Raw genomic sequence first — 1,747 nt, 5'->3', positions numbered from 1 at the left:
TGCTGGCCAGCGAGCCGGGCGGCAATCTGTTCGTCGGCCAGACCCTTGGCCCGAACTCCGGCGACGTCATGCCATGAGCGGGTACTAAGCATGTGCGGACTTTGCGGCCTGCTGGGCGAAGACCTGCACTGGAGCGACCCTTTGGGCGATGAATTGCCGCGCCGACGCGAACGCCTGCGCCGCATCGCGGCGATCAACCAGGTGCTGGCGGTGTTCCGGCTCAAGGTCGAAGACTTCCAGGGCGCGTCCTATCTGCTGCTGGGCGCCACCGGCAAACAGGAACTGGCCAGCGGCCTGGATCAATTGTGGCGGGCGGCAGAGACCATGCTCGGTCGACCGCTGGACCCGTTGGACCCGCGCCTGCTCGATCATCTGGAACTGTAGGAGCCCGGCTTGCCGGCGATGGCGTCCTTGATATCGCCATCGCCGGCAAGCCGGACTCCTGCAGGGGCATCATTGAGGTAGAACTATGAGCATCGCGCTAAACGTCATCACCGGCTTCCTCGGCAGCGGCAAGACCACCTTGCTCAAGCGCCTGCTGCAAGGTGAAAGCCTCGGCGACACAGCGTTGCTGATCAATGAGTTCGGCGACGTCGGCATCGACCACCTGCTGGTGGAGGAAGTCGCGCCCGACACCGTACTGCTGCCCAGCGGCTGCGTGTGCTGTTCGATTCGCGGCGAGTTGAAAGACGCCTTGCTCGGCCTGTTGCAGCGTCGTGAGCGGGGCGAGATTCCGCCCTTCAAGCGGGTGATCCTGGAAACCACCGGCCTGGCCGACCCGGCGCCAATCCTCGCGACCTTGAACAACGAGGTGCAACTGCGCGGGCGCTTTCATATCGGCCTGGTGGTGACGCTGGTGGACGCCAGCCACGCCGCTTTGCAAGAGCGCCTGCACCCGGAATGGCTGGCGCAAGTGGCCGCTGCCGATCGCCTGCTGTTGAGCAAGACCGACCTCGTCGAAGACTGTGGCCCGTTGCGCTTGCACTTGCAGGCACTGAACGCCGGCACGCCGATCCTCAATACCTGCGATATCGACAGCGGTGAACAACTGCTGCTTGGCGAAGGCCTGCGCAGTGCCGAGCCCGCTGCAGAAGTCAGCCGCTGGAAACTCCATCAAACCACCGCCGCCAACCACGGCGCTGCGCAAGTCTGTTGCCTGACCTTCGATCAGCCGCTGGATTGGGTCGGTTTCGGGGTCTGGTTATCGATGCTGTTAAGATGCCACGGCGAACGTATTCTTCGCGTCAAAGGACTGCTCAACGTGAACGCCAGTAACGCTCCCATCGTCATTCATGGCGTGCAGCATTGCCTGCATGCCCCGGTTCACCTGCCTGCCTGGCCGGGGACCGATCGGCAATCGCGCCTGGTGTTTATCCTGCGCGGGCTCGACCCGGCTCTGCTGCGGCGCTCCTTTGAAGTGTTCTCCAGAAGGTTCGCCGCATGATCACGCTTCGCGTCCTCGGCACCTCGGTGACCTTGCTCGAAACCTTGCGTGTGCGAGCGGAAAAAGAGCTGGGCATTCGCCTGGTGTACCAGGTGCATGATGTCGAGCAGGCCCAGCGCATTGCGGTGATGCAGCCTGACAGCTACGACCTCTACGACCAGTGGTTTCACAACGTCGACTTCGTGTGGCCGGCGCGGGCGATCCAGCCGATCGACACCCGGCGCATTGCGCTGTGGCACGAGATCAACGACCTGCCCAAGCGCGGACGCTTGTCCGCCAACGACCGTCTGGGCAGCGGCAGTG

2 protein-coding genes and 1 pseudogene are annotated in these 1,747 nt (G+C 63.7%); all 3 read left to right on the top strand.

The annotated features are described in order from the left end of the window. Positions 1 to 90 precede the first annotated feature (90 nt). Positions 91 to 384: a hypothetical protein gene (locus tag HX846_RS29905; protein ID WP_087695160.1), complete on the top strand. Its 294-nt coding sequence runs from the start codon at positions 91 to 93 to the stop codon at positions 382 to 384. Positions 385 to 469: 85 nt separating this feature from the next. Beyond that, complete coding sequence (locus tag HX846_RS29900; protein ID WP_178966759.1) at positions 470 to 1,444, top strand: GTP-binding protein; 975 nt, start codon at positions 470 to 472, stop codon at positions 1,442 to 1,444. Next, a pseudogene (locus HX846_RS29895) lies at positions 1,441 to 1,747 on the top strand (signal peptide prediction); the annotation flags it as partial. The gene HX846_RS29900 and the pseudogene HX846_RS29895, both read left to right, overlap by 4 nt.

It is taken from the genome of Pseudomonas sp. K5002 (genome assembly GCF_013386655.1).
In the GTDB taxonomy this organism is placed as follows: domain Bacteria; phylum Pseudomonadota; class Gammaproteobacteria; order Pseudomonadales; family Pseudomonadaceae; genus Aquipseudomonas.
Note: the sequence above shows the minus strand (reverse complement) of the source record. Positions and strands in the feature narration are given on the sequence as shown.